Origin of the sequence: Luedemannella flava, assembly GCF_039528515.1 — a bacterium.
Taxonomy (GTDB): domain Bacteria; phylum Actinomycetota; class Actinomycetes; order Mycobacteriales; family Micromonosporaceae; genus Luedemannella; species Luedemannella flava.
In genome coordinates this window covers 116846-138006 of sequence record NZ_BAAALT010000053.1, presented here as the reverse complement: position 1 = coordinate 138006, position 21161 = coordinate 116846, and the positions used below count along the sequence as shown (strand labels likewise).

The following is a 21161-nucleotide window of genomic DNA, read 5'->3' as shown; positions in this document are numbered from 1 at the left end:
GAGGAGCATGGACCGCTTCGTGTTTCTCACGGTCGACGGCCTGGCCCACGGGGCGGTGCTGGCCGTGTTCGCACTGGCTCTCGTGCTGATCTGGCGGGCGGCGCGCGTCGTCAACTTCGCGCAGGGTGCCATGGCGGTCGCGACGGCGTACGTGGCCGCCTCCATCACCGAAGCGACCGGGTCGTACTGGCTGGGGTTTGTCGGCGCGCTGGTCGCGGGGCTGGCGCTCGGCGTGGCGGTGGAGCGCGGGGTGATGCGGCTGGTGGACCATCGCGCGCCGCTCAACCCGGTCATCGTGGCGCTCGGCCTGGTGCTGCTCATCCAGGCGGTGCTCGGCATGCTCTACGGCAACGAGTACCGGCCGATCGGCGCGCCGCTCAGCCGCACCGCCCTGGACGTGTGGGGAGTGCCGGCGGTGTCGCGGTTCGACCTGTTCGTGTTCGGCACGGTCGCCGCCCTCGTCGGCCTGCTCGCGTTGCTGTTCACCAGGACGGGCCTGGGGCTGCGGATGCGCGCCGCCGCGTTCGCGCCCGAGGTGTCGCGGTTGCTCGGCGTGAACGTGGCCGGCATGCTCACCGTCGGCTGGGCGCTCGCGTCCGCCGCCGGCGCGCTGGCCGCGCTGCTCACCGTGCCGACGGGCCTCGGCCTGCACCCGACCGCGATGGATCTCGTCTTCGTGTCCGCGTTCACGGGCGCCGTGATCGGCGGGCTGGACAGCCCGGTCGGCGCCGTGATCGGCGGGGTGGGCGTCGGGCTGCTGGTGTCGTACGTGACGGGCTACGTCGGTGGCGACCTGGCGTCCCTCGCCGTCGCCGGCCTGCTCGTCGCGGTGCTGCTCGTCCGTCCCGGCGGCCTGGTCGCCACGGCCTCGGCGCGGCGCGCATGAGGGGCGTGGTGGCGGCCGGCGTCGTCGCTTTCGCGCTGGCCAGCATCCTGGAGCCGTTCCGCGCCTACCAGCTCGCCACGGTCTGCGCGTACTTCTGCGCGACCGCGGGGCTTACCGTCCTGACCGGACTGTCGGGGCAGCTCTCGCTCGGCCAGGGCGCGTTCATGGCGATCGGCGCGTACACGGTGGCGCTGTCGCAGAACGCGTACGGGGACGCGGGCGGCTGGATGCTGGCCGCCTCCCTGACGCTGAGCGTCGTCGTCACCGCGGCCGCGGGGGTCGTGGTCGGGCTCGCCGGCGCCCGGCTGCACGGCCCCTACCTCGCCGGCGCCACGATGGCGATCGCGGTGGCGGTGCCGGCCGTGCCGGTCATCTTCCGGGAGACGTTCAACGGCGAGCAGGGCCTGCCGGTCTACGCGGCGCCGGCGCCGGTGGACGTGCCGTTCGAGCGGTGGCAGGCCTGGATCGCCGTGTCCGGGGCGCTGATCATCGCCCTCGGCATGGCGAACCTGCTGCGCAGCCGGTACGGCCGGGAACTGCGTGCCGTCCGCGACGACGAGGTCGCGGCGCGGCTGGCCGGCATCCGCGTCGCGCGGGTCAGGGTGCAGGCGTTCGTGGTCAGCGCGGCCGGTGCCGGACTTGGCGGCGGGCTGCTGGCCTTCCTCGCGCAGACCGTCTCGCCGGGTGCGTTCCCGCTGACCCTGTCGCTGTTCCTGCTCATGGCGATCGTCGTCGGCGGGCTGGGCAGTCTCGCCGGGGCCGCCTGGGGCGCGCTGCTGCTGGTCGCCCTGCCGGACCTGGCCCACGAGATCACCGCGTCGCTGACGCTGTCGCCCGCGACCGCGCAGCGGCTGGCCGGCAACCTGCCGCTGGCCATCTTCGGCCTGGTCCTGATCGTCACCATGATCGTCGCTCCGGGGGGTGTGCAGGGGGCGCTCGGCCGGGCCGCGCGGGCCCTGCGCCGCCGCCGGCGCGCGTCCGCACCACCGTCCTGAAACCCCTCGCGAAAGGTCCGGTGTCCGGCATGTCCCACCCCGCGCGACGCACGGTCGCGATCGTCACCTCGCTCCTTCTGGCGGGCACCGCCGTCGCCGCGTGCGGCGACGACAAGGCCGCCGTTCCCGGCGTCACCGACACCGAGATCGTGATCGGTACGCACACGCCACTGACCGGCCCGGCCGCCGCCGGGTACTCCGAGATCGCGCCCGCCGCGAAGGCGTACTTCGACTACGTCAACGCGAACGGCGGGGTCCACGGTCGCAAGATCACATACAAGATCATGGACGACGGGTACAACCCCGCGAACACCACCCAGGTCGTACGGCAGCTCGTCCTGCAGGACAAGGTGTTCGCGATCCTCAACGGGCTCGGCACCCCGACCCACACGGGCGTGCTGGACTTCCTCAACACCAACAAGGTGCCCGACCTGTTCGTCGCGTCGGGCAGCCTGAGCTGGAACCAGCCGACGAAGTACCCGCAGACGTTCGGCTTCAACACCGACTACACCGTCGAGGGCAAGATCCTCGCGACCCATGTGAAGACGACCTTCGCCGGCAAGAAGGTGTGCTTCCTCGGCCAGGACGACGACTTCGGCCGCGACAGCCTGGCCGGCGTCAAGAAGGTCCTCGGCACGCTCGCCGCCGAGCAGAAGTACACCGTCACCAACGCCAACGTCGGCCCGCAGATCGGCGCGTTCAAGGCCGCCGGCTGCGAGGTCGTCATCCTGGCGACGGTGCCGGGCTTCACGGCCCTGTCGATCGGCACGGCGGCGCGGCTGGCGTTCCGCCCGCAGTGGGTGGTGTCCAACGTCGGGTCCGACTACCCGACCGTGGCCGCGCTGCTCAAGGAGGCCGCCCCGCTGGCCGAGGGCATGATCGGCATCTCGCCGCTGCCCGCCGCCACCGACGCCGCCGACCCGTGGACGGCCCTGTTCAAGAAGGTGCACGACCAGTACTCCCCCGGCACCCCGTTCAACGGCAACGCGATCTACGGCATGTCCGTGGCGTACCTGTTCGTGCAGGCGCTGCAGGCCGCCGGCAAGGACCTCACCCGCGAGGGCCTGATCGCCGCCGTGGAGAAGGGTGGCTTCACCGGCCCCGGTTACGCGCCGCTGCGCTACTCCAGGACCAACCATTCCGGGTACGGCGGGGGACGGCTGACCCGCGTCGCCAGCGCCGCGCAGGCGTTCTTCGGCCCGGTGTACGAGACGGACCCCGCGGACGGCCCGGTCGCCGAGTACACCCAGCAGCGCCCGGCCCCGCCCACCAGCGGCATTCCGGGCTGACGGACTCCTCGGGGCCGGTGGCGACCCCACCGGCCCCGACCGGCGCCAGCTAAGGTCCGCATCAGGAGCGCATCACCGAGGAGCACACATGCGTCACAAGGGCAGAGTCGCCATCGTCACCGGCGCGAGCCGGGGCATCGGCCTCGGCGTGGCCGAGCGGCTCGTCGCGGAGGGCGCCCGCGTGTGCCTCACCGCGCGCGGCGAGGAGACACTGGCCGAGGCGGTCGCCGCGCTGGGCGGCCCGTCGGTCGCGATGGCGGTGGCCGGCAAGGCGGACGACCCGGAGCACCGCGCCGAGACGGTCCGCCGGGTCACCGAGGCGTTCGGGCCGGTGGACATCCTGGTCAACAACACCGGCATCAACCCGGCGTTCGGCCCGCTCGTCGGCCTCGACCTCGGCGCGGCCCGCAAGATCCTGGACGTGAACGTGGTGAGCGCGCTCGGCTGGGTCCAGGAGGTCTGCGCCGCCGGCATGGTCGACCGGGGCGGCGCGATCGTGTCGGTCACCTCGGTCGCCGGCATCGTGCCGCCACCCGGCATCTCCTTCTACGGCGTCAGCAAGGCGGCGCTGGCCCACCTGACCGCGTGCCTGGCCGTGGAGCTGGGCCCCGCGATCCGGGTCAACGCCGTCGCCCCGGCCGTGGTGAAGACCCGCTTCGCGAGCGCCCTCTACGAGGGCCGCGAGGAGGAGGTCGCGTCCCGCTACCCGCTGGGCCGCCTCGGCGAGCCCGCCGACGTCGCCGGCGCGGTGTCCTACCTGGTCAGCGACGACGCCTCCTGGGTGACCGGCCAGACCCTCGTCGTCGACGGCGGCGTGACGCTGACGGGACGTGGGGCATGACGCCTGCCGGGCTGGAGGTCAGGGGCTCCGTCGCGGTCGTCACGGGCGGCGGGTCCGGGATCGGGGCCGCGCTGGCCCGGCGGTTCGCCGCCGAGGGGGCGCGGGTCGTCGTCAACGACCTGGACGCCGGCGCGGCCGCCCTGGTGGCCGACGAGATCGGTGGCCTCGCGTTCCCCGGGGACGCGTCCGACGCGCGGACCGTCACCGACCTGGTCGCCTTCGCCTGGGACCGGTGCGACGCGCTCGACATCTTCTGCGCGAACGCCGGGGTCGCCCCGTCCGGCACGGCCGCCGCGCCGGACGAGGTGTGGGAGCTGGGCTGGCAGGTCAACGTCATGGCGCACGTGCGCGCGGCGCGGGCGCTGCTGCCGCGCTGGCTCGCCGACGGCCAGGGCCGCTTCCTCGCCACCGTCTCGGCGGCCGGCCTGCTGACGCTGCTCGGCAAGGCGCCGTACACGGTCACGAAGCACGCCGCGCTCGCCTTCGCCGAGTGGCTGCGCGCCACCTACGACCACCGGGGGATCACCGTGCAGGCGTTGTGCCCACAGGGCGTGCGTACGCCCATGTTGTCGCAGGCGGACCCGGCCAGCGGCGCGCTGCTCGACGACGCGGCGATTTCCCCGGAGCAGGTCGCGCAGTGCGTCATCGAGGCGATGGCCGACGACCGCTTCCTCATCCTGCCCCACCCGGAGGTCGCGACGTACTACGAGCGCCGCGCCACCGACCCGGACCGCTGGCTGCGCGGCATGAACCGCACCCAGCAGGATCTCGAGAAGGCGGGCCTCGCGGCGGGACGATTGCTGCCATGAGCGAGCACATACACCTCCGCCGGACCGCGGTGCACCTTTGTCGACCGTTTGCTGAACCCCTGTGGAACCGTTGTAGCAACACGGAAGTTCAGCACACATGTGGTCCGGCGTCGTGAGCGACCTGCCTGGGCTGGACCTCGAGCGACTCGCCGGTTACCTGCGCGCCGAGGGAGTCACTGACAAGCCGCTGACCGGCGAGGTGATCGCCGGTGGGCGGTCCAACCTGACCTACGCGGTCACCGACGGGGAGCACCGCTGGGTGCTGCGCCGGCCGCCGCTCGGGCACGTGCTGGCCACGGCGCACGACATGGGCCGCGAGTTCCGGGTGATGGCAGCGCTCGCGCCGACCGGCTTCCCCGTGCCGCCGATGGTCCACCTGTGCCTGGACGACACCGTGCTCGGCGCGCCGTTCTACCTCATGGGCTTCGTCGACGGCGACATCCTGCGCACCGGCGCCGCCCTCGCCCACCTCGGTCCGGACGCGGTGCGCGAGCGCGTACTCGCGTTGGTGGACACCCTCGCGGACCTGCACCGGGTCGACCCCGATGCCTCCGGACTGGCCGGGTTCGGCAAGCCGGACGGCTACAACGAGCGGCAGGTGCGCACGTGGACGCGCCAGCTCGCCGCCTCGCGCAGCCGCGACCTGCCCGGCGCCGAGGAGCTGGCCGAACGCCTCGCCGGGAACGTGCCGCCGACGTCGGAGGCGACGATCGTGCACGGCGACTTCCGCCTGGACAACGTCATCTTCGCCGGCGGGCGCGTCGCGGCCGTACTCGACTGGGAAATGTCCACGTTGGGTGACCCGCTCGCGGACCTCGCGCTGATGCTCACCTACGTCGCCTTTCCCGTGCCGCAGCCGGACGGGGCCGAATCGGCGCCCACGGACGCGCCGGGGCACCCGACAGTCGACGAGATGATCGGCCGCTACGCGGCGGCCTCCGGCCGGGACGTGAGCAGCCTGCGCTGGTACCGGGCGTTCGCCGCGTTCAAGCTCGCCGCCATCCTGGAGGGCGTGCACTACCGGTTCACGCAGGGTCTCACGGTCGGCACCGGCTTCGACACCATCGGCGCTCGCGTCGTGCCGCTCGTCGCCGCGGGGCGCGCAATCCTGGAGGGTGACTGATGGACTTCGCGTTCGACGAAAAGACCGAGGCGCTGCGCACGCGGCTGCTCGCGTTCATGCAGTCGCACGTCCGGCCGGCCGAGGCGGTCGCCGAGGAGCAGGCCCGGCAGGCCCCCGACGCGTGGTCGTTCCCGCCAGCTCTGCGTGACCTGCAGGCCGCGGCGCGCGCTGAGGGTCTGTGGAACCTCTTCCTCCCCGGGGAGTACGGGGCGGGGCTGAGCAATCTGCAGTACGCGCCGCTCGCCGAGATCACCGGGCACAGCCCGGTGCTGGGGCCGGCCGCGCTCAACTGCGCCGCCCCGGACACCGGCAACATGGAGCTGCTGGCGCTGTTCGGGTCGGACGCGCAGCGCAAGGAGTGGCTGGAGCCGTTGCTCGCGGGCGAGATCCGCTCGGCGTTCGCGATGACCGAGCCGGACGTGGCCTCGTCGGACGCGACGAACATCGCGACCCGCATTGAGCGCGACGGCGACTCGTACGTGATCAACGGGCGGAAGTGGTTCACGTCCGGGGCGATGAACCCCGCCTGCAAAATCATGATCGTGATGGGCAAGACGGATCCCTCCGCGCCTCGTCACCTGCAGCAGAGCCAGATCCTCGTGCCGCGCGACACTCCGGGCGTGACGATCCGGCGGGGCATGACGGTGTTCGGCTTCGACGACCGCGACCACGGCGGCCACGCCGAGATCGACTTCGTGGACGCGCGGGTGCCGGCGACGAACCTGATCGGGTCGGAGGGCGAGGGCTTCGCCATGTCGCAGGCCCGGCTCGGGCCCGGCCGCATCCACCACTGCATGCGGCTGATCGGCATGGCCGAGCGGGCGCTGGAGCTGATGTGCCGGCGGGTCGTGTCGCGGGTGGCGTTCGGTCGCCCGCTCGCCGACCAGGGGGTGATCCAGGACTGGATCGCCGAGTCGCGGGTGCGCATCGAGCAGGCGCGGCTGCTGGTGCTGAAGACCGCCTGGCTGATGGACACGGTCGGCAACCAGGGCGCGCACACCGAGATCCAGGCGATCAAGGTGGCCACCCCGGAGATGGCCCAGTGGGTCATCGACCGGGCCATCCAGGCCCACGGCGGCGCGGGCGTCAGCCAGGACACGCCGCTGGCCCGGCTGTGGGTGGCGGCCCGGTCGCTGCGCCTGGCCGACGGGCCCGACGAGGTGCACCGGCGGTCGCTGGCCCGGCGCGAGCTGCGCCGCTACGCGGGGTCGTCGTCATGACCGAGGCCCGCACCGACGGGCGCACCGCGCGCGCCGAGCGCACCCGCGCGGCGATCGTCGAGGCGCACCTCGCGCTCATCAACTCCGGCGACCTGTCGCCGTCCGGCGAGCGCATCGCCGAGCGGGCCGGCATCTCGCTGCGCACGCTGTGGACGAACTACAAGGACATGGAGACGCTGTTCAAGGCCAGCGGCGAACGGATCCTGGCCGACCAGCTCGCCACCTGGCAGCCGATCGACACCTCGTTGCCGCTGCACCGGCGCATCGACGCCTACTGCCGTCAGCGGGTCCGGCTGCTGCAGGCCATCGCCCCGGCGGCGCGGGCGGCCGCGATGCGCGAGCCGGTGTCCCCACAGCTGCAGCGCAACCGGCGCAAGCACATCGCCCGCGTGACGGCCGAGGTGGAACAGCTCTTCGCCGCCGAGCTCGAGGCGGTCGGCGAGGGTCGCCGGTCGCTGGTGCACGCGGTGGTGGCCGCGACCATGTTCCCGGCCTGGTCGATGCTGGTCGACGGGCTCGCGCTCGACGAGGACGAGGCGCGGGCGGTGTTCACCCGTACGGTGACGGCGCTGTTCGCCAGCGCGCTCGCGGCGTCGGCGAGCTGAGCCGCGGCCGGCCCGTCAGGCGGCGACCGCGACCCGGTCGCTGGACGCCCGCGCCCCCGACCTGTGCCGCTGGGCCACCTCCGCCGGCTTGCGGGTGGCCGGCAAGGTGAAGACGAACCGCGAGCCACCGCCGGGGTTGTCCTCGGCGCGGATGGTGCCGCCGTGACGGGCGACCACCCGCTGGCAGATGGCCAGGCCCAGCCCGTTGCCGGAGTAGCCGGCCCCCCGGTGCGCGCGGTGGAAGTTGTCGAAGATGGCCTCGTGCTGGCCGGAAGGGATGCCGATGCCGTTGTCGGCGACGGTGACCTCGACAACGCCGTCGTGGCGCGCGCTCGAGATGGTGAGCTGCGGGATCACCCCCGGCGCGGTGTACTTGATGGCGTTGCCCATCAGGTTGTCCAGCACCTGCCGCACGCCGACCGCGTCGGCGTACACGGCGTCGAGGGCGCCGATCGTGAACCGCGGCACGGCCCTGCCGCCGGCCATCGCGGCGTCCGTGCGGTCCTGGGCGATGTCGGCCACCAGGCCGGCCAGCTCCACCGGGCCCGGCGCGAGGGCCTCGTCGCGGGCCGCCGTGTAGGCGAGCAGGTCGTTGATGAGCCCACGCATGTGCGTGGCGGCGCGGGTGACCCGGATCAGACCCTGCCGGGCCTGTTCGATAGCGGGACCACCGCCGGCGGCGTCGAGCGCCTCGACGGCCGCCTCCGTCCAGCCCTCGACCGTGGTCAGCGGGTTGCGCAGGTCATGGGCCACGACGCCGGCGAAGCTGGCCAGCTCGTCGCGGTTGCGCCGCTCGGCGGTGACATCGTGGTACAGCACGACGGCGCTGTTGGCGCCGGACGCGGACGGCAGCGGCGTCGCGGTGAGCCGGAAGATCCGCGACTCCCGCTCGCCCGGGTCGAGCAGGACCATGTCGACGACCTCGATCCGGTCGCCGGCCAGCGCCCGGATGTGCGGCAGGTCCCTGTTGGCGACGGGGGTGCCGTCGAGGTGGCGGAGCCGCTCACGGATGTCCTTCGCCCTGACGGTGGGCGCGCCCGGGTGGCTGAGCAGGCGCACGGCGGCCGGGTTGTGCATCACGACGCGACCCTCGTCGTTGATCACGGCAACGCCGTCGGCCATGGCGTCGAAGATGGTGGTCATCATCGCGGCGTTGCGGGCCGCCTGCTCCTTCTCGGTGGCCAGTTCGCGCATCAGGGCCGCGCGCTCGTCGCGGCCGAGGGCCAGCGCGAGTCCGACGACGGCGATGATGACGACGAACAACTGGGCCACGAGCGCCTGCGCGTGCGGGTCGGCGATGGTGGCCATCGGGCCGAGGCCGACCAGCGTGAACACGACCGTGGCGGCCCCGAAGATCACGCTGTGCGCCACCACGAAGCCGGTCGACAGGCGGACCGCGACCCACACGATCACGATGATCACGGGGAAGGCCAGCGGCAGCCCGTTGTCGAAGACGAACCCGATGAGATAGAGCCCGACCGAGCACACCGTCACGGCGAGGTACTCGCCGACCCGCCAGCCGGGCGTGGCCCGCAGCGTCCGGTCCACGGCCCGCAACCAACCGGCCGGCGACGAGTGCCGCATGAAGATCGCCGCGACCACCGGCCCGAACCACAGGCCGAGCGCGCTGAGCACGAACATGCCCGCGATCTGACGGGCCATCCAGTCGGCGAAGGCCAGCAGCAGGCTCTGCTCGGTGAACAGCCACACGCCGGTCATGCCGATCACCACGCTGACCGCCGCCGCGGCGACCGTGACGCCCACCAGGTAGCCGAGGTCGCGCGGGCTGGCGAGACGGTCGCGGCCACCCGCGCCCCAGAGGGTCGGCCGCAGCCGGCCCAGCAGCCAGGCGAAAACGACGGCCTGGACGAGGTTGGCGATGGCGAGGAAGGCGCCCAGCGCGAGGCCGGTGCCCCCGCCCGTGGCAACGTTGACCGCGAAGACGATGGTGGTGAGGGCGACCATGTCGACCCACCGGTTCCGGGAGCCGCGCTGCACGCAGAACCACACCGCGGCCACGCCTGCGGCCGGCCAGACCAGCGACAGTCCGTGCCCGTTCATCGCCGTCATCCGCCCCGCGACCGTCGCGACCGTGTACAGCGCGGCAAACACCGTGGTACGCGCGAGCGAGGTGCGAAGACTCATGTGGCAACTCCTCGGCCTGCGGGCAGGCCAGTCGGTGACCCTGGTCACGCGCGGTGTCGCGCCGACGGCCGGCGGCCGGGCACGGGCGACCCGCCGATGAGACGGAGCACCAACCCACCTATCGGCCGGCCCTCCCACCCCCTCAAGGATTTCTCAAGATTTTCTTGAGCTGGGACCCATCGTGATCCAGACGAGGGCAAACCGGTCACCGCTGCGGCTCACCCGCGCGAGGGCACCGACCAGTTGAGCGCCCCGCAGGTCGTACGGGGTGTGGGGATGCCCCAGCGCAGGGGCGGCCCGCGTGGCCAGCTCCCACACCTCGACCTCCGCCGCGAGAGCGTCCACACCCTGCCCACACCGCTCGCACCGGTACCGACGGAGCACGCGGTCGTCGTAGGTCCTACGGGTGATCGGCCACATCGGCACGTCACAGCAGTGCAGCAGGCCATTGAGATAGAAGTCGGTCACGACACCGACCGGCGACACAGCGCACAGGTGAGCGTCTCGCCGTGCGTCGGGCACCAGTGCGACGAGCGCCGCAGCGTCCACATTCCGGCGACCCAACCGAGAAACGTCACGCCCAGATGCGACCCAGCAAGCAGCCAATTCACGTCGCCAACCCTCCGTGCGAGTGACTGTCCGCAACACCGTCTCACGCAATGTAGATCAATACAACTAACGGTTATGCAATTCCCATCCACGTGTTCCCGGTCCGGTCATGGCACACTCTGGGAATGCCGTCGAGGACAGTGCGTGGAAGAAGGCTCGGCATCGCGCTCCGCGAACTGCGCGAGGCCGCCGGACTGACACTTGAGCAGGTCGCGGAGGAAGTGGATCTCACCAAGTCCACCATCAGCAGAATCGAAACGGCGCAGACCCCCGTCCGCCCGGCCATCGTGCGTGTCCTGCTGACTCTCTACGGCGCGTCCACCAAAGACATGGATCTGCTTGTCCAGCTCGCGAAAGAGGCGAAGGTCCAGTCGTGGTGGCAGGGATACGCCGACCTGCTCAACAAGCCAATGCTCGAATGGATCGCCTTTGAATCCGAGGCCACCGCGATCTCGACCTTCGAACCGGTAATCATGCCAGGCCTGCTGCAAACAGCGGAGTACGCGCGCGGCATCATGCGCGCACATCCGACGCTGCGGTCGGACGCGGAGATCGAGAGGCGGGTGGAGGCGCGCATGGCGCGGCAGGAGCGGCTCATCGGGGAGTCACCACTGGAGTTGCTTGCCATCTTCGATGAGACAGCTCTCGTCCGGCCCATTGGCGACGACCCGGCGCAGGTGCTCGCAGGTCAGCGTGAACATTTGTTAAAGATGTCTCGCCTGCCGAATATCACGATCCAGGTTCTGCCGGTGGCGGTCGGCTACCACCCGGCCGTTACGAGCGGCATTCATGTGATGGAGTTCGCGGACCCTGCCGACCCGCCCGTCGTTGGGCTGGGGACCGTCGCAGGGGTCATGGTCCTCGACAACCCGGAGGAGGTTCGTAACTGCGTCGCCGTCATGGGAAACCTCCGTTCGCTTGCGTTGAGCCCGGCTGACTCGCGGGCTAACATAGCCGCGATCAGCTAGTCAAGAGAACGGTGTACTCATTCATGAATGATGTCGCGGGCGCTGCGTGGCGTAAGAGCAGCCGTTCCGACGCGACCAACAATTGCGTCGAGGTTGCCATGGTCGATGACACTGTCGCAGTCAGAGATAGTGCTGACCCATCAGCCCCGGCGTTGCAGTTCACTCGTTCGGAGTGGGCCGCGTTCATCGGTGGCGTCACGGCCGGCGAGTTCGACCTGGAGTCGAGCCGCTAATCACGCCAGCGGACGCGGGCGCTGAGGGCCATGTGGTCGGAGGCGTGGATGCTCCGCCCGTCGTCGGACCGCACCGGGGCCGCGAACAGCACCTCGCTCTCCTCGATCACGAACCGGTCCGGGCTGCCGCGCACCAGCAGGTAGTCGATGCGGTGCGCGGGCCCCTCGTCCGGCAGGTACTCCGCGTGGAACGTGACCGGGTCGGTGGCAGCGAACGGGTCGTGCCACGCGCCGCTGTCCACGATCAGCGGGTACAACGCCGAGTCGGCGGCGATGTTGAAGTCCCCGGCGACGACCGCGCGGTCGGTCCCGACGCCCCGCAGCACCTCGTGCAGCCGGCCGAGCTGGCGCCGGTGGAACGCGTGGTAACGGTTGCCGGCCGACCAGTCGCCGTCCTTGTTGGCGGTGAGGTGGGTGTTGGCGACCACCACGCCGAGGCCGGCCACCTCGGCGGTGAGCACGCCCTGCAACGCGCCGTTGACGGCCCGCTTGATCCGGAAGCGCGGGCTGCCCATGTCCGGCCGGGTCCACCGGTAGGACGTGTACCGGGGCGCGACGAGCGGCAGGCGGGAGAACGTCGCCAGGCCGCCGGCCGGTTGCCCGGCGAGGCCATGCCGCACGGCGACGTGCGGGAATGACGGCAACTGCGCCTTGAGGGTCGCGAGGATGCGGGCGCTCCACACCTCCTGGAACATCACCACGTCCAGGTCGGACCGCTCGACGTGGCCGCCGAACAGCGTGGCGCGCTCCGGCAGCGGGGCGAGCCGCGACGGCAACCCGCACACATTCAGTGTCATGAGATGAAGCGACGCACCCATGCCGGACATCGTCCATGGACATGGCCGGCTCCGCTCGGCAGACCGGTCAGGAATGGAGAAGCACGGGTCACGGTGGCGCGGCTAGCGTCGTCCGCGGCGGGTGACACGCCACAGCGGCCACAGCGGGCCCGCAGGCCACAACCGTGTCGCCGCGCCCCGGCCACCAAAACGGTGGATCGGGACGGACCAGGCCCGCCCACAGCGAAAACTGATATCCGGGGCGATCCGGCCCGGCAACTCGAGGAGCGACCATGACCAACGAAGGCATCAAGACCGTCCTGCACCCGGTGTCCGACCTGGCGGCGGCCAAGGCGGTCTACACCGCGCTGCTCGGCGTCGAGCCGACGACCGACAGCCCGTACTACGTCGGGTACGAGTTCGCCGGTCAGCAGATCGGGCTCCTGCCCGGTGGCGGACCGCAGGGCATGACCTCGCCCGTGGCGTACTGGCATGTCTCCGACATCGAGGCGAAGCTGGCCGAGGTGACCGCGGCCGGCGGCACGGTGAAGGACGCCGCCAAGGACGTGGGCGGCGGCCGTCTCGTGGCCAGCTTCACCGACGCCGACGGCAACGTGCTCGGCCTCGTACAGGATCAGTGAGGCGGTCGTACTGTATGAGCCTGACCGACGGGATGGAGACGCGATGAGCAAGGCCAGGAGTGCGGCGGCGGGGCACGCCGCCGACGTTCACGACCTGATCCGCGTGCACGGGGCGCGCGTGAACAACCTCAAGGACGTCAACATCGAGATCCCGAAGCGCCGGCTGACGGTGTTCACCGGCGTGTCCGGGTCGGGCAAGAGCTCGCTGGTCTTCGGCACCATCGCCGCCGAGTCGCAGCGGCTCATCAACGAGACGTACAGCGCCTTCCTGCAGGGCTTCATGCCGTCGCTGGCGCGGCCCGAGGTGGACCTCCTCGAAGGACTGACGACCGCCATCATCGTCGACCAGGAGCGGATGGGTTCGAACCCGCGCTCCACCGTCGGCACGGCCACCGACGCGAACGCCATGCTGCGCATCCTGTTCAGCCGGCTCGGCAAGCCGCACATCGGGTCGCCGCAGGCGTTCTCGTTCAACGTGGCGTCCGTCTCGGGCGCCGGCGCCGTCACCGTCGAACGCGGCGCCGCCACGACGAAGGAGCGGCGCAGCTTCAGCATCACGGGCGGCATGTGCCCGCGCTGCGAGGGCATGGGCTCCACGAACGACTTCGACCTGACCGCGCTGTACGACGAGACCAAGTCCCTCAACGAGGGCGCGCTGACCATCCCCGGGTACAGCATGGACGGCTGGTTCGGCCGCATCTTCCGCGGCAGCGGGTTCTTCAACCCCGACAAGCCGATCGGCAAGTACACGAAGAAGGAACTGCACGACCTGCTCTACAAGGAGCCGACGAAGATCAAAATCGAAGGGATCAACCTCACGTACGAGGGCCTGATCCCGAAGATCCAGAAGTCGATGCTGGCCAAGGACGTCGACGCGATGCAGCCCCACATCCGCGCCTTCGTGGAGCGGGCGATCACCTTCACCGTCTGCCCCGACTGCGAGGGCACCCGGCTGAGCGCGGCCGCCCGGTCCTCGAAGATCAAGGGCATCAACATCGCGGACGCCTGCGCGATGCAGATCAGCGACCTGGCCGACTGGGTCCGAGGGCTCAACGAGCCGTCGGTGGCCCCGCTGCTCACCGGGCTGCAGCACCTGCTCGACTCGTTCTCGGAGATCGGGCTGGGCTACCTGTCGCTGGAACGGTCATCGGGCACGCTGTCGGGCGGCGAGGCGCAGCGCACCAAGATGATCCGCCACCTGGGCTCGGCGCTCACCGACGTCACGTACGTCTTCGACGAGCCGACCATCGGCCTGCACCCGCACGACATCCAGCGGATGAACGGCCTGCTCCTGCGCCTGCGCGACAAGGGCAACACCGTACTCGTGGTGGAACACAAGCCGGAGGCGATCGCGATCGGCGACCACGTCGTCGACCTCGGCCCGCGCGCCGGCTCGGCCGGCGGCCAGGTCGTCTACGAGGGCACCGTCGAGGGCCTGCGGGCCAGCGGGACGCTCACCGGCCGCCACCTCGACGACCGCGCGTCGCTGAAGGAGACCGTGCGGGAGGCCTCGGAGGTGCTGCAGGTCCGTGGCGCCGACACCAACAACCTGCGCAAGGTGAACGTCGACATCCCGCTGGGCGTGCTCGTCGTGGTCACCGGGGTGGCGGGGTCCGGCAAGAGTTCGCTGATCCACGGCTCGGTGTCCCCGCTGGACGAGGTCGTGACGATCGACCAGGGCGCGATCCGGGGCTCGCGGCGCAGCAACCCGGCCACGTACACGGGCCTGCTCGACCCGATCCGCAAGGCGTTCGCCAAGGCCAACGGCGTGAAGCCCGCGCTGTTCAGCGCCAACTCGGAGGGCGCCTGCCCCACCTGCAACGGCGCCGGCGTCATCTACACGGACCTGAGCGTCATGGCCACCATGGAGACGATCTGCGAGGAGTGCGAGGGCAAGCGGTTCGACGCGTCCGTCCTCGACTACCACCTCGGCGGCCGCGACATCAGCGAGGTGCTCGCGATGTCGGTCACCGAGGCCGAGGAGTTCTTCGGCGCCGGCGACGCCCGCACGCCGGCCGCGCACACGATCCTGTCCCGACTCGCCGACGTGGGGCTGGGCTACCTCACCATCGGGCAGCCGCTGACCACGCTGTCGGGCGGCGAGCGTCAGCGGCTCAAGCTGGCCACCCACATGGGCGAGAAGGGCGGCGTGTACGTCCTCGACGAGCCGACCACGGGCCTGCACCTGGCCGACGTGGAACAGCTGCTGGGCCTGCTCGACCGGCTCGTGGACAGCGGCAAGTCGGTCATCGTGATCGAGCACCACCAGGCGGTCATGGCGCACGCCGACTGGATCATCGACCTTGGCCCGGGCGCCGGCCACGACGGCGGCAAGGTCGTCTTCCAGGGCACCCCCGCCGACCTCGTCGCCGCCCGCTCGACCCTCACGGGCGAACACCTGGCCGACTACGTAGGCGCGAAGCCGAAGCGCCCCACCCGGAAGTCCTGAGCGGTTACTGCGGCGGGAAGTGCCCTCATTGGGCACGTTCCCGCCGCAGTACGTTAGTCTTCGATCGGCCGTGGCACTACGCGAGGAGGTGAGCACCGTGAACGTTGGTACGAAGTGGGTGCTCCCCGCGTCGTCACGGTCGGGCGGCTGAGTTAGTCGTCGCCCGGGAGCGTCTCAACACGGCACTCCCGGAAGGCGACACCTTTGGATCCCGCGCACCTGTCCCTCGCCATCACCCGGATAGCGGACCGGCACTGGCATGCCCTGCATGACGACCGGGTCGTCGGCCGCGGCGAGGTCTCCAGCCGGCCCGACGGACGACGCTTCCTCAGCATCGACGCGTGGCACGACGCGGTCTTCGACCAGCTGGCCGACACCATGGTGGCGGACCTGCCGAGGCCGCTGTACACCGTCGTCGACGAAGCTGACCTCGATCTCCTGTGCCAGTGGGAGCGGGCCGGCTTCGCACCCCGCCGCCGCGAGTGGGAGTACGTCATACCCACCGACCCGCGGCTGACAGGGCTCGGCTCGACGCCACCGCCGCCGGGCGTGACGACGTTGGCCGTCGGCGAGGCCGACGAGGGCCCGTTGCGCGCGCTCGACCGAGCCATCCGTGTCGAGATCGCGGCCACTGTCGGCTGGCAGGAGATGCCGGCGGAGGTGCTGCCCGGCCCTCCCCCGCCGGACCCGGCGAGGTACGCCGTGGCGGCCTGCTCCGGTCAGTACGTGGGACTGGTACGCGTAGCGCCGCTCCCACGGCAGCCGAGGATCGGGCTGATCGCGGTCCGGTCCGATCTGCGCCGCCGGGGCATCGCCCGGGCGCTCCTCGCGGAGGTGCTGGGCTCGGCCCACCGGCGCGGGATCGCCACGGCATCGGCGGATGTCCACCAGTCCAACGGCGCGGCGATCGCGCTGTTCGAAGGCGTCGGCGCCCGACGCACGGGCAGCAACCTCGAGTTGGTGCTCCGTTGACGTTTCTCCCAACCCCGAAGGAGTACCAGGAACATGGCCAAAGCTAACGCCGGCATCCAACTCGAGGGCACCGTTGTCGAGTGCCTTCGCAACGCCACCTTCAGGGTGGAACTTCAGAACGGGCACAAGGTGCTGGCACACATCAGCGGCAAGATCCGGAAGAACTACATCAGGATCCTGCCGTTCGACCGTGTGCTCGTGGAAGTCAGTCCGTACGACCTCGACCGCGGTCGCATCCTCTTCCGCTACCGCAACTGACCACCGGTGGACACTTAACCTAGGAGTAAGGGGGTCGACATGGCGATCGACATCGACGCGATCAACGCGGAACGGGAACGCATCAGGAGCGACTACCTACGGCAACCGTCGGAGCGACCCGCAAGCAGTGCCCGCGGGCTGCATCACTTCGCCCTCCTGTGCTCGGACGTCCGGCGGACGATCGAATTCTACGCGAATCTCCTGGAGTTCCCGCTGACGGAGATCATCGAGAACCGTGACTACGCGGGGTCGAACCACTTCTTCTTCGACATCGGCAACGGCAACCTGCTCGCCTTCTTCGACCTGCCGGGACTCGACCTGGGGCCGTACGCGGAGGTGCTCGGCGGGCTGCACCATGTGGCGATATCGGTGACTCCGGAGAAGTGGGAGCACCTGCGCCGCAAGCTCGATGCCGCCGGCGTGGAGCATATGGTGGAGAGCGGGACGTCGATCTACTTCCGCGACCCCGACGGCGCTCGGCTGGAGCTCCTGGCAGACCCGCTCGGCGAGATGTACGGCATGACGGTCCTGTGACGCACCGCGAGTACCAGCCTCCGACGGCGGAGATCCTGCGGTGGGTGGCACACCACGTTCATCGGAGCGCCCGGGTGACCGCGGTCGTGCCCCTGCTCGGCGGGATCACCGCGGACATGGACCGCGTCACCCTCGACTCACCGACCGGGCTCCAGGACGTGGTGTTGCGCCGCTGGTCGAGCGAGGAGTGGCACGAGGAGGATCTCGTGACCCGCGAAGCGTCCGCTCTCGCGGCCGTCCGCGGGTGCGGGGTGCCCACACCTCAGCTCCTCGCGATGGACGCGGACGGGGCCGAGACCGGGGTGCCGTGCACGCTCACGTCCGCGCTCACCGGGCAGCCCGACCTGTCCCCGGCCGATATGCGGACCTGGCTGGGTCAGCTCGCGACCGCGCAGGCCGCGATCCACGCCGTGCCCGACCACCTGCAGACCCGGTGGGACGGGTGGCATGACGGGGACCTACCGCTGGACTGGCTGGTCGACCGCGGCCTGCGTGCGGCCGCCCGGGAGGCTGCCGCGGGGCCGCTCGTCGGGGAGAAGATCCTCGTCCACGGCGACTACCAGCACTTCAACGTGCTGTGGCAGGACGGTCGCCTCAGCGGCGTCGTGGACTGGCCGAACGCGGCCACCGGCAACCGGGGCAGCGACGTCGGCCACTGCCGGCTCAACCTGGCCGTGCTGTTCGACGCCCGCACGGCCGCGGACTACCTGGTGATGTATGAGCGTGCCGCGGGAGTCCGGGTGGACCGGCGGGCCGACCTGCGCGCGCTGCTCTGCTTCAACCTCGGGTGGCAGAACTTCATCCCGCGCCAGGTCCGCGGGCGGGCACCGATCGACCTGGCCGGAATGCCTGGCCGCGTTGCCGCCGCAGTCCGCGACGCCGTGGACGGGCTCGGCTAGTCCTTCCGCTCATAGCCGACGACGTCGGACTCGTCGGTGTCGGCGCGTCGGCACCTCGCGCACCACCGCGTCCACGCTTGCGCGTTCCGCGGCTGCGTCCGCCCCGATCAGCGGGACGGCCCAGCCGCAACCGGACAACGCGAAGTGCTGCTCCCAGCCCGGCCACGCGCGTGGCTCCGCCAGATCCAGCGACGCCGACCCACCCATCTCGCCGTGGCCGCCGTTGATGGACTCCCCGATCAGGAACGGCTTCGACGCGAACGGCACGACGTAGACGTAGTAGAGATGGTGTGTCGGGTGCTCACGAGTCGGCGCCTGGTTGCGGAACGCGACACGCAACATCGGTCGCTCACCGCCCATAGGGGCAGTTTCCCGCCGCAGTACGAAGTGGATCACATGTGGTCAAGCGTCGGGGAAGGTGACCACGGAGCGGGCGCCTTCGCCGCGGGACATGCGGTCGAACGCGGCCGGCACGTCGTCGAGGCCGATGAGGTCCGTGATCAACGGGGACAGGTCCAGGTCCCCGGCGGCGACGGCGGCCGCGAGCGGCGGGACGTCCCGGTCCGGGTCGGACGAGCCGTAGACCGACGAGCGCAATGCCTTCGCCGAGTGGAAGATGTCCAGCGCACCGAGGCTGAGCAGGTCGTCCTTGGCGCCCATGCCGAGCACCGTCACCGCTCCCCCGCGTCGGGTCGCCCGCCAGGCGGCCCGCATGGTCGTCGCACGCCCCACGCACTCGAACGCGTGGTCGGCCCCGAGGCCCCCGGTGAGCGCCCGGACCGCCGAGGACAGTCCGTCGTCGGAGACGACGTAGTCCGTCGCGCCGGCCGCGAGCGCCAGGGACCGTTTCGCCTCCGACACGTCCACCGCGATGACGGGCGAGGCGCCGGCGGCCCGGGCGGCGACCACGACCGCCAGGCCCACCCCGCCCAGCCCGATGACCAGCACCGACTCCCCTACGGCCACCCTCGCGGTGCGCCTCACCGCGCCCACGCCGGTCAGCGCGGCGCAACCGAGCAGCGCCGCGACCGGGAACGGCACCGACGAGGGAATCCCGATCACCGCCCGGGACGGGACGACGACCTCCTCGGCAAGCCCGCCGACGCCCAGGGTGACGTGCAATGGTTCGCCGGTGGCGGAAAGCCCGCGCGGCGCCGACGGGCCACCGGACCGCGCGCACAGCCACGGTTCGCCGTGCCCGCAGAACCAGCATTCCCGGCACGGCGGCGCCCAGTTGAGGACGACGTGCTCGCCGGCCCGGGGTCCGTCGACGATCACGCCGGCCGCCTCATGACCCAGGACCAGGGGGTACGCCGGCGCCAGCGTGCCGTTGACCATCGACAGGTCGGAGTGGCACACGCCGGCCGCCCGGATGCGCACCCGCACCTCGTCCGGCCCCGGCGACGGCAGCGAGATGTCCTCGACGCCCACCGGCGCGCCGGCGCCCCGCGCGACGACGGCCCTGACCGTGTTCATTGCTGGATCGCCTTGAGCTGCTGGAACTCGGCGAGCCCGTGGGCGCCCAGCTCGCGACCGAGGCCGGACTGCTTGTACCCGCCGAACGGCGCGAGCGGGTTGAACGCGGCGCCGTTGATGTCGACGGCGCCGGTGCGCAGCCGCCGCGCCACCCGCAGGGCCCGGTCCGGGTCGCCGGACCAGACCGCGCCGGCCAGGCCGTACCGGGAGTTGTTGGCGATGGCGACCGCCTCGTCCTCGTCGTCGTAGGCGATCACACTCAGGACCGGCCCGAAGATCTCCTCCTGCGCCACGACGCTGTCCGGCTCCACGTCGGCGAGCACCGTGGGCGCGACGAAGTAACCCGTCGAGGGAACGTCAGCGTCGAGACCACCCGTCACGACCCGGGCGCCGTCGGCGACGCCCTTGGCGAGGTAGCCACGCACCCGTTCGCGCTGTCCGGCCGAGACGAGCGGTCCGAGCCGGGTCGCGTCGTCGAACGGGTCACCCAGGCGGTAGCCCGAGGCCGCCGCGGCGGCCAGTGCCACCGCCTCGTCGTAGCGGCTGCGGTGCACCAGCATGCGCGTCCACGCGGTGCAGGTCTGGCCCGAGTTGAGCAGGCAGTTGCCCACGCCGACCTTGACGGCGGCGGTGAGGTCGGCGTCGTCGAGGATGACGTTGGCGGACTTGCCGCCGAGCTCCAGCGCGACCCGGGCGATGCGGTCGGCGGCGGCCCGGCTGATCTGCGCGCCCGTCGCGGTCGACCCGGTGAAGGAGACCATGTCCACGTCGGGGTGCGCGGCCAGCGCCGCCCCGACGACCGGCCCGGTGCCCGTGACGAGGTTGAGCACCCCAGGCGGCAGCCCGGCTTCGTGCGCCGCGTCGAACAGCAGGTAGGCCGTGAGCGGCGTCAGCTCGGCGGGCTTCACCACGACCGTGCAACCGGCCGCGAGGGCGGCGCCGACCTTGGCGACGATCTGGTGCAGCGGGTAGTTCCACGGGGTGATGGCCGCGACCACGCCGACCGGCTCGCGCACCACCAGCGAGTTGCGCACGGTCTCGGTCGCGTCGACCGTCGCGGCGAGCGTCACGTAGGACCGCAGGACGACGAGCGGCAGCCCGGCCTGCACCCGCTCGGCCACCTTCAACGGCGTGCCCAGCTCCCGGGCCACCGTCGTCGCGACCACGTCGGCCCGGGCGGACAGCGCGGCGAGCAGCCGCGACAGGTGCTCGGCCCGCTGCGCGGGCGCCAGCGAAGCCCACGGTTCGAACGCCGCCCGGGCAGCCGCCACTGCGGCGTCCACGTCGGCCGGCCCGCCGGCGGGCACCGTGCCGATGACCTCCTCGGTCGTGGGGTCGGTGACCTCGATGGCGTCGGCCCCGGCCGGCGCGACCCACCCGCCGTCGAGGTAGAGCCGGTCACGGCCGGCGAGATGGGGACGGTCAGTCATCAG

At 71.5% G+C, this 21161-nt stretch carries 22 protein-coding genes; 16 read left to right on the top strand and 6 right to left on the bottom strand.

What is annotated here, in order from left to right:
* Positions 1-7 precede the first annotated feature (7 nt).
* The 8 genes from ABD211_RS10685 to ABD211_RS10650 all read left to right on the top strand — a co-directional run bounded on the left by ABD211_RS10685 (position 8) and on the right by ABD211_RS10650 (position 7768).
* Positions 8-886, top strand: a complete 879-nt coding sequence (locus ABD211_RS10685; protein ID WP_344128878.1) for a branched-chain amino acid ABC transporter permease — start codon at positions 8-10, stop codon at positions 884-886.
* Positions 883-1881, top strand: a complete 999-nt coding sequence (locus ABD211_RS10680; protein ID WP_344128876.1) for a branched-chain amino acid ABC transporter permease — start codon at positions 883-885, stop codon at positions 1879-1881. Before ABD211_RS10685 ends, ABD211_RS10680 begins: the two co-directional genes overlap by 4 nt.
* 29 nt (positions 1882-1910) lie before the next feature.
* The gene (locus ABD211_RS10675) at positions 1911-3170 is read left to right on the top strand and encodes an ABC transporter substrate-binding protein (RefSeq protein ID WP_344128874.1); all 1260 of its coding nucleotides are present in this window, start codon (positions 1911-1913) and stop codon (positions 3168-3170) included.
* Positions 3171-3258: 88 nt separating this feature from the next.
* On the top strand, positions 3259-4011 hold the full coding sequence (locus ABD211_RS10670; RefSeq protein WP_344128872.1) for an SDR family oxidoreductase: 753 nt from the start codon (positions 3259-3261) through the stop codon (positions 4009-4011).
* On the top strand, positions 4008-4820 hold the full coding sequence (locus tag ABD211_RS10665; RefSeq protein ID WP_344128871.1) for an SDR family oxidoreductase: 813 nt from the start codon (positions 4008-4010) through the stop codon (positions 4818-4820). The genes ABD211_RS10670 and ABD211_RS10665 overlap by 4 nt, the downstream gene beginning before the upstream one ends.
* A 97-nt stretch (positions 4821-4917) precedes the next feature.
* On the top strand, positions 4918-5943 hold the full coding sequence (locus tag ABD211_RS10660; RefSeq protein WP_344128869.1) for a phosphotransferase family protein: 1026 nt from the start codon (positions 4918-4920) through the stop codon (positions 5941-5943).
* Positions 5943-7163: an acyl-CoA dehydrogenase family protein gene (locus tag ABD211_RS10655; RefSeq protein WP_344128867.1), complete on the top strand. Its 1221-nt coding sequence runs from the start codon at positions 5943-5945 to the stop codon at positions 7161-7163. Before ABD211_RS10660 ends, ABD211_RS10655 begins: the two co-directional genes overlap by 1 nt.
* Positions 7160-7768 carry a TetR/AcrR family transcriptional regulator gene (locus ABD211_RS10650; protein ID WP_344128866.1) on the top strand — a complete coding sequence of 203 codons (609 nt, stop codon included), beginning with the start codon at positions 7160-7162 and terminating at the stop codon, positions 7766-7768. The genes ABD211_RS10655 and ABD211_RS10650 overlap by 4 nt, the downstream gene beginning before the upstream one ends.
* A gap of 15 nt (positions 7769-7783) precedes the next feature.
* Here the strand turns inward: ABD211_RS10650 and ABD211_RS10645 are convergent, their stop codons facing one another.
* Both ABD211_RS10645 and ABD211_RS10640 read right to left on the bottom strand, forming a co-directional pair.
* Positions 7784-9913: a sensor histidine kinase gene (locus tag ABD211_RS10645; RefSeq protein WP_344128864.1), complete on the bottom strand. Its 2130-nt coding sequence runs from the start codon at positions 9911-9913 to the stop codon at positions 7784-7786.
* Between the two features lie 153 nt (positions 9914-10066).
* The gene (locus tag ABD211_RS10640; RefSeq protein ID WP_344128862.1) at positions 10067-10381 is read right to left on the bottom strand and encodes a hypothetical protein; all 315 of its coding nucleotides are present in this window, start codon (positions 10379-10381) and stop codon (positions 10067-10069) included.
* Between the two features lie 266 nt (positions 10382-10647).
* On the opposite strand from ABD211_RS10640, the gene ABD211_RS10635 reads away from it, so the two are divergent.
* The gene (locus tag ABD211_RS10635; RefSeq protein ID WP_344128861.1) at positions 10648-11490 is read left to right on the top strand and encodes a helix-turn-helix domain-containing protein; all 843 of its coding nucleotides are present in this window, start codon (positions 10648-10650) and stop codon (positions 11488-11490) included.
* 23 nt (positions 11491-11513) lie between these two features.
* Positions 11514-11723, top strand: a complete 210-nt coding sequence (locus tag ABD211_RS10630; protein ID WP_344128859.1) for a DUF397 domain-containing protein — start codon at positions 11514-11516, stop codon at positions 11721-11723.
* Here the strand turns inward: ABD211_RS10630 and ABD211_RS10625 are convergent.
* Positions 11720-12520, bottom strand: a complete 801-nt coding sequence (locus tag ABD211_RS10625; RefSeq protein ID WP_344128857.1) for an endonuclease/exonuclease/phosphatase family protein — start codon at positions 12518-12520, stop codon at positions 11720-11722. The genes ABD211_RS10630 and ABD211_RS10625 overlap by 4 nt on opposite strands.
* Positions 12521-12792: 272 nt before the next feature.
* Between ABD211_RS10625 and ABD211_RS10620 the strand changes: the two genes are divergently transcribed.
* The 6 genes from ABD211_RS10620 (at position 12793) to ABD211_RS10595 (ending at position 18252) form a co-directional block, all read left to right on the top strand.
* The gene (locus ABD211_RS10620; protein ID WP_344128855.1) at positions 12793-13140 is read left to right on the top strand and encodes a VOC family protein; all 348 of its coding nucleotides are present in this window, start codon (positions 12793-12795) and stop codon (positions 13138-13140) included.
* 43 nt (positions 13141-13183) lie between these two features.
* Positions 13184-15589 (top strand): ATP-binding cassette domain-containing protein, encoded by a 2406-nt coding sequence (locus tag ABD211_RS10615; RefSeq protein WP_344128853.1) that lies wholly within the window; start codon positions 13184-13186, stop codon positions 15587-15589.
* 204 nt (positions 15590-15793) lie between these two features.
* Entirely contained in the window at positions 15794-16561 is a 768-nt protein-coding gene (locus ABD211_RS10610; protein ID WP_344128851.1) for a GNAT family N-acetyltransferase, read from the top strand.
* 33 nt (positions 16562-16594) lie between these two features.
* Positions 16595-16819, top strand: coding sequence for a translation initiation factor IF-1 (gene infA / locus ABD211_RS10605; protein WP_344128849.1), 225 nt, complete (start codon positions 16595-16597; stop codon positions 16817-16819).
* Positions 16820-16858: 39 nt separating this feature from the next.
* On the top strand, positions 16859-17353 hold the full coding sequence (locus ABD211_RS10600; protein ID WP_344128848.1) for a VOC family protein: 495 nt from the start codon (positions 16859-16861) through the stop codon (positions 17351-17353).
* A 74-nt stretch (positions 17354-17427) separates the two neighbouring features.
* Complete coding sequence (locus ABD211_RS10595; RefSeq protein WP_344128846.1) at positions 17428-18252, top strand: phosphotransferase family protein; 825 nt, start codon at positions 17428-17430, stop codon at positions 18250-18252.
* Between the two features lie 9 nt (positions 18253-18261).
* Here the strand turns inward: ABD211_RS10595 and ABD211_RS10590 are convergent, their stop codons facing one another.
* From ABD211_RS10590 to ABD211_RS10580, 3 genes are read right to left on the bottom strand one after another with little or no spacing between them, the layout of a single operon-like run.
* On the bottom strand, positions 18262-18594 hold the full coding sequence (locus ABD211_RS10590; protein ID WP_344128844.1) for a hypothetical protein: 333 nt from the start codon (positions 18592-18594) through the stop codon (positions 18262-18264).
* A gap of 60 nt (positions 18595-18654) precedes the next feature.
* Complete coding sequence (locus ABD211_RS10585; protein WP_344128842.1) at positions 18655-19728, bottom strand: zinc-binding dehydrogenase; 1074 nt, start codon at positions 19726-19728, stop codon at positions 18655-18657.
* A complete protein-coding gene (locus tag ABD211_RS10580) occupies positions 19725-21158 on the bottom strand; it encodes an aldehyde dehydrogenase family protein (protein WP_344128840.1) in 1434 nt (477 codons plus the stop codon). The genes ABD211_RS10585 and ABD211_RS10580 overlap by 4 nt, the downstream gene beginning before the upstream one ends.
* Positions 21159-21161: the final 3 nt, after the last annotated feature.

Coding starts and splice junctions, on each gene's coding strand:
- ABD211_RS10685 (WP_344128878.1), top strand. CDS start 8: ATGGACCGCTTCGTGTTTCTCACGGTCGACGGCCTGGCCCACGGGGCG.
- ABD211_RS10680 (WP_344128876.1), top strand. CDS start 883: ATGAGGGGCGTGGTGGCGGCCGGCGTCGTCGCTTTCGCGCTGGCCAGC.
- ABD211_RS10675 (WP_344128874.1), top strand. CDS start 1,911: ATGTCCCACCCCGCGCGACGCACGGTCGCGATCGTCACCTCGCTCCTT.
- ABD211_RS10670 (WP_344128872.1), top strand. CDS start 3,259: ATGCGTCACAAGGGCAGAGTCGCCATCGTCACCGGCGCGAGCCGGGGC.
- ABD211_RS10665 (WP_344128871.1), top strand. CDS start 4,008: ATGACGCCTGCCGGGCTGGAGGTCAGGGGCTCCGTCGCGGTCGTCACG.
- ABD211_RS10660 (WP_344128869.1), top strand. CDS start 4,918: ATGTGGTCCGGCGTCGTGAGCGACCTGCCTGGGCTGGACCTCGAGCGA.
- ABD211_RS10655 (WP_344128867.1), top strand. CDS start 5,943: ATGGACTTCGCGTTCGACGAAAAGACCGAGGCGCTGCGCACGCGGCTG.
- ABD211_RS10650 (WP_344128866.1), top strand. CDS start 7,160: ATGACCGAGGCCCGCACCGACGGGCGCACCGCGCGCGCCGAGCGCACC.
- ABD211_RS10645 (WP_344128864.1), bottom strand. CDS start 9,913: ATGAGTCTTCGCACCTCGCTCGCGCGTACCACGGTGTTTGCCGCGCTG.
- ABD211_RS10635 (WP_344128861.1), top strand. CDS start 10,648: ATGCCGTCGAGGACAGTGCGTGGAAGAAGGCTCGGCATCGCGCTCCGC.
- ABD211_RS10630 (WP_344128859.1), top strand. CDS start 11,514: ATGAATGATGTCGCGGGCGCTGCGTGGCGTAAGAGCAGCCGTTCCGAC.
- ABD211_RS10625 (WP_344128857.1), bottom strand. CDS start 12,520: ATGACACTGAATGTGTGCGGGTTGCCGTCGCGGCTCGCCCCGCTGCCG.
- ABD211_RS10620 (WP_344128855.1), top strand. CDS start 12,793: ATGACCAACGAAGGCATCAAGACCGTCCTGCACCCGGTGTCCGACCTG.
- ABD211_RS10615 (WP_344128853.1), top strand. CDS start 13,184: ATGAGCAAGGCCAGGAGTGCGGCGGCGGGGCACGCCGCCGACGTTCAC.
- infA (WP_344128849.1), top strand. CDS start 16,595: ATGGCCAAAGCTAACGCCGGCATCCAACTCGAGGGCACCGTTGTCGAG.
- ABD211_RS10600 (WP_344128848.1), top strand. CDS start 16,859: ATGGCGATCGACATCGACGCGATCAACGCGGAACGGGAACGCATCAGG.
- ABD211_RS10590 (WP_344128844.1), bottom strand. CDS start 18,594: ATGTTGCGTGTCGCGTTCCGCAACCAGGCGCCGACTCGTGAGCACCCG.
- ABD211_RS10585 (WP_344128842.1), bottom strand. CDS start 19,728: ATGAACACGGTCAGGGCCGTCGTCGCGCGGGGCGCCGGCGCGCCGGTG.
- ABD211_RS10580 (WP_344128840.1), bottom strand. CDS start 21,158: ATGACTGACCGTCCCCATCTCGCCGGCCGTGACCGGCTCTACCTCGAC.